At 52.5% G+C, this 4,780-nt stretch carries 4 protein-coding genes; all 4 read left to right on the forward strand.

What is annotated here, in order from left to right; translation table 11 throughout:
• The first annotated feature begins 397 nt into the window (after window positions 1–397).
• The 4 genes from INT22_RS17965 to INT22_RS17980 are packed head-to-tail and all read left to right on the forward strand — an operon-like array spanning window position 398 to window position 4,634.
• Window positions 398–1,306 (forward strand): sugar phosphate isomerase/epimerase family protein, encoded by a 909-nt coding sequence (locus INT22_RS17965; RefSeq protein ID WP_193068680.1) that lies wholly within the window; start codon window positions 398–400, stop codon window positions 1,304–1,306.
• 47 nt (window positions 1,307–1,353) lie between these two features.
• Entirely contained in the window at window positions 1,354–2,253 is a 900-nt protein-coding gene (locus tag INT22_RS17970; protein ID WP_193068681.1) for a hydroxypyruvate isomerase family protein, read from the forward strand.
• Window positions 2,254–2,289: 36 nt separating this feature from the next.
• Window positions 2,290–3,978, forward strand: a complete 1,689-nt coding sequence (locus tag INT22_RS17975) for a GMC family oxidoreductase (protein ID WP_193068682.1) — start codon at window positions 2,290–2,292, stop codon at window positions 3,976–3,978.
• The gene (locus INT22_RS17980) at window positions 3,975–4,634 is read left to right on the forward strand and encodes a gluconate 2-dehydrogenase subunit 3 family protein (RefSeq protein WP_193068683.1); all 660 of its coding nucleotides are present in this window, start codon (window positions 3,975–3,977) and stop codon (window positions 4,632–4,634) included. The genes INT22_RS17975 and INT22_RS17980 overlap by 4 nt, the downstream gene beginning before the upstream one ends.
• Window positions 4,635–4,780: the final 146 nt, after the last annotated feature.

Consider the following 4,780-nt stretch of genomic DNA (forward strand, 5'->3'; position numbering starts at 1 on the left):
ATGACAATGATATTCAGCGCCCAAATGGCGATGACAAATAGGCCTAACAACAGGTCGCGTAGTGGCACGTTGATATCCATGGCTAGATGAAAAAAGATGGTCATTATAGCAGCTCGGGTGACTGCAAAAATAATGCAAAACACTACGGTTCCACTGTGTTGTTGTAGTACGTCATACCAAAGTTTAAAGTTTCTTTTTAATAATATTTAAAACTTTATAATCAATGATTTACTCCTGAATTGACGTTTTAATAACGTTATCGATCCACTCATCGAAGATCAATAAATCAGCCTTTTCTTGCATATATTTCGGTGATGCTCTAAAAAAATGTAACCGATTACATTTTTGGCGTCGGCACTTTTACAACGCATAACAAGCCAACAACAATGAGGTGGATATGGATACCCCGCTACGCCCAAAACGTTTGAGCCCACAGGCTCTGCTGGCTGCTAGCGCAGTGACGCTGTCAGTGCTGAGTATGCCTGGCGTTGCTCAAGCTCAACAAAGCAGCACAGCAGAATTACCCATTGCTGTTCAAATTTATACGCTGCGTGATTTTGGCAATTGGGAGGAGCAGTTAGCCGCCTTGGAGGAGCAGTTAGCCGCCGTAAATCGGGCGGGAATCTCTGCCATTGAGACGGTCGGAACCCAGGAAGTATCAGCCGAAGAACTCAACGCTTTGTTAGAAGAGCACGCGCTTGAGGTGATCTCAAGTCATGTACAGCTAGACGATTTGCGCAATCGCTTAGATGAAACGGTGGCGTTTAATCAGGCGGTGGGTAATGACACCTTAACAGTGCCTTATCTAGCCGAGGACGCACGGCCTAGCGATGTCGAAGGCTGGCAGGCGCTGGGTGAAGAGTTAGGTGAAATTGCCGCTACGCTCGATGCCGAAGGTTTCCGGTTGGCGTACCACAACCATGATTTCGAGATGGAAGAGTATGACGGTAAAACCGCGTTAGAGCATCTGTTTGATGCGGCTGGATCTGATCTGCTGGCGGAATTGGATATCGCCTGGGTAGCGCGTGGTGGGTTTGACCCGGTTGAGTATGTCTCGCGTTTCGATGGGCAACTGTTTGCTGTACACGCCAAAGATAATGCTCCAGAAGGCACTGCTGAAGAAGAGGGCGGTTTCGCCACACTTGGGGAAGGTGTACTGGATTGGGATGCCATCTTGCCCGCCATCGAGGCCGCTGATGTTGAGTGGTACATCATCGAACACGATATGCCACTCGACTCAGAAGCGGTGATTACCGAGGGCAACAGCTTCTTGCAGGAAAAACTGACAGCGCTTCGAGAAGAGTAATGCACGCCTAGGCCATCTCATTTAGATGACGAACGCGAGGATGCTTTATGAAGCGCTACCTTCTTGATCGGCGTAGCCTGCTGCGCCATAGCGTTACCGGTGCTATTGGTCTGGCGGCGCTACCTCAGCTTGGATCTCGAGCCCTAGCTGACGATGCGCCTGCTCAGCAGGCACTTAAAGGCAATATCCATCATTCGGTCGCCCGTTGGACATTTGATTTTCTGTCTCTGGAAGAGCTTTGCCAGCTTTCAACCGAGCTGGGCATTACGGCGATTGATTTGGTGGGGCCAGAAGAGTGGCCTGTGCTTCAGCGGTATGGACTCGACTCCTCCATGTGTAATGGCGCTGAGTTGAGCCTTGAGGATGGCTGGGGCGATACCCGCTTTCACTCAGCGCTGATTGAGCGATACCTTCAACATATCGATCTGGTCAGCCAAGCGGGTTACACCAATCTCATCTGTTTTAGCGGCAATGCCCGAGGTATGAACCCTGAACAGGGTTTGCAAAATGCCGAAATGGGACTAAAGCAGATTCTTGCCCAGGCAGAGGCAAAAGGCGTGGTGCTACAGATGGAGCTGTTCAACAGCAAAATCGACCACCCCGATTACCTTTGCGACAACTCTGCATGGGGGATCGAGCTTTGCCGTCGCCTCGATTCGCCCAACTTCAAGCTGCTCTATGACATCTATCACATGCAGATTAGTGAAGGCGATGTCATTCGCACTATCCGTGAAAACCATCGCTTTTTCGGCCATTACCATACTGCCGGTGTGCCCGGGCGCCATGAAATAGACGACACCCAAGAACTTAACTACCCCGCAATTTGCCGCGCTATTCGAGATACCGGCTTTCAGGGCTATATCGCCCAAGAATTTCTCCCTGACCGTACTAGCCAACAGGCAAAAATAGAATCACTACAAGCGGCTATTCGGCGCTGCGATGTGTGATTCGACGCGAACAACAACACAATAAGGAAGATGACCATGCCAGATAATCACTACGATGCCATCGTGGTTGGCTCAGGCATTAGCGGCGGCTGGGCCGCTAAAGAACTTACAGAGAAAGGCTTGAAGGTTTTACTGCTTGAGCGTGGGCGCAACATTGAACACGTGAAGGATTACCACAATGCCCATAAAGAGGCGTGGGATTATCCCCACCGCAATGAGCCGACCCAGGAGATGATCGCTAAACACCCCGTGCTCAGGCGCGACTACCCCCTTAACGAAGCCACCATGGGCATGTGGGTGGATGAACAGGCCAATCCCTACGTGGAAGAGAAGCGCTTTGACTGGTTTCGCGGCTATCACGTAGGGGGGCGCTCACTGCTTTGGGGGCGGCAAAGCTATCGGCTCAGCCCTATGGACTTCGAGGCCAACCAGCGTGAAGGCATCGCCATTGATTGGCCGATTCGCTATGAAGATATCGCCCCGTGGTATGACTATGTGGAGCGCTTTGCCGGTATTGCAGGTCCTCAGGAAGGGCTAGATATTCTTCCCGATGGCGAGTTTCTGCCGCCAATACCGCTTAACTGTGTGGAAAAAGATGCTGCCAAGCGTATTAAAGAAGCCTTTGGTGGGCAGCGCCATCTTATCCACAGCCGAGTCGCCAATATTACCCAGCCAAAGCCGGAACAAAATCGCGTCAATTGCCAATACCGCAATAAGTGCTGGCTGGGTTGTCCTTTTGGCGCCTATTTCAGTACCCAATCAGCTACTTTGCCGGCTGCAGTGGCTACTGGCAACTTGACCCTGCGGCCATTCTCGATTGTCAGCCAGGTGCTGTATGACAAAGACCGCCAGCGGGCGCGGGGCGTTGAGGTGATTGACGCTGAGACCCATGAAGTCCATGAGTACACCGCTGATGTCATCTTCCTCAATGCGTCTACGTTCAACACTACCTGGATTTTGATGAACTCCGCTACCGATGTCTGGGAAGGGGGCTTGGGCAGTAGCAGTGGCGAACTGGGTCACAACGTGATGGATCACCACTTCCGCTGCGGTGCCAGTGGCGAAGTGGAAGGCTATCTCGACAAATACTACTTCGGACGTCGTCCTGCGGGCTTTTACATTCCGCGCTTTCGCAACGTAGGCGATGAGCAGCGAAGCTACGTGCGCGGGTTTGGTTATCAAGGAGCGGCGAGCCGCGAGGGCTGGGACCGCGAAATTGCTGAGCTCAATATCGGCACTGATTTAAAGCAAGCACTTAGCCAGCCAGGCGGTTGGACGATCGGTATGACAGGCTTCGGCGAAATGCTGCCCGATCACGATAACCGCATCTCTCTTGACCACAGCGTTCGCGATAAATGGGGACTGCCGGTGCTATCGATCGACGTTGAGCTCAAGCAAAACGAGCGCAATATGCGTCGGGACATGGTTCAAGATGCGGTTGACTTACTTGAGGCCGCTGGCGTGAAGAACGTCAAAGGCGACGTAGGTGATTACGCGCCGGGCATGGGGATCCATGAAATGGGCACCGCGCGTATGGGCCGTGACCCGAAAACCTCAGTGCTCAATAGCCATAACCAAGTATGGGATGCGCCCAATGTGTTTGTCACCGATGGCGCCTGCATGACGTCATCCTCTTGCGTGAATCCTTCTCTAACCTATATGGCGCTTACCGCTCGGGCGGTGGACTATGCCGTGGAAGAGCTGAAGCGGGGGAATTTGTCATGAATCGTCGTGAATTACTCAAAATGATCGCCCTGACGACCGGTACCGCGATGATTGGAGGTAAATCCCTATTTGCCTTTAGCGATGCTGGCCAGTCAAACCATCCCTTTAGCAGCCGCGATGTAGAGCGACTGGACGAACTTGCCGAAACCATTCTGCCGAGAACCGATACCCCAGGCGCCAAAGATGCTGGGGTCGGGGAGTTTATGGCCCTGTTCGTCAACGACTGCTATACGCCCTCAGAAAGAGAGGTGTTTTATTTTGGTTTAGCCCAACTTGAAGCGCGCAGCCGGGCTGCTTATGGGCGCGATTTTATGGCATTAAGTGGCGAGCAGCGATTAGCGCTTATAACCGAGTTAGATCGCGAAGCGATGGCGCACGCCCAGCAACATGCTAGCAGAGAGCAGCCAACCCCTGCTGAAGCACTGACTGCAGAGACCCAGACCGCGCAAAATCAAACGGCGGAAACCCAGTCATCACAGGAGCACGCGGATAGCGATGAAGCGCTTCCACACTACTTCACTATGATGAAGCAGTTAACGCTGTTCGGCTTTTTCACCTCAGAAGTTGGCGCGACGGAAGTCTTGCGTTACGAAGCGGTGCCAGGCCACTACGAGGGCTGCGCGCCATACAACGGCGAACCTGCATGGGCCACATAATGGAAAGGAAAGCATCTATGACGACTCAACACATACACGGACTAAAGTTGCGTTCCTGTGCTCAGACACTTTGCCTATTGACCTGCGGCAGTCTGCTGGCATTTGACAGCGTGGCACAGGAAAGCGCCTCGAAAGAGGCGCTGACA

The sequence above is a fragment of the Halomonas sp. 3D7M genome (assembly GCF_014897885.1).
In the GTDB taxonomy this organism is placed as follows: Bacteria; Pseudomonadota; Gammaproteobacteria; order Pseudomonadales; family Halomonadaceae; genus Vreelandella.